Here is a 202-nt window from a genome sequence, read left to right as displayed (position 1 = left end):
CCACCGTACAAGCGGGTGGTACCTGGGCTGTGACGGTTGCCGGCGGGCAATTGGTACTTGATGCTGACAAAGTGATTAACGTCAGCATTGCAGCAACCGATGCAGCAGGCAACGTGGGCAACGCCACGGCGGATGCGAGCTACACAGTCGACATCACCACACCAGTGGTGGTGGTCAATCCAATTACGGGTGACAACATCAT

The 202-nt window shown here is 56.4% G+C and carries 1 protein-coding gene; it reads left to right on the top strand.

All coding sequences use genetic code 11. The features are described from left to right. Positions 1-202, top strand: a 202-nt coding sequence (locus tag GBI66_RS19640) for a hypothetical protein (RefSeq protein WP_308464074.1), incomplete at both ends; no start/stop codon positions are given.

Origin of the sequence: Acinetobacter sp. TUM15071 (genome assembly GCF_008980925.1) — a bacterium.
Taxonomy (GTDB): Bacteria; Pseudomonadota; Gammaproteobacteria; order Pseudomonadales; family Moraxellaceae; genus Acinetobacter; species Acinetobacter dispersus.
Note: the sequence above shows the minus strand (reverse complement) of the source record. Positions and strands in the feature narration are given on the sequence as shown.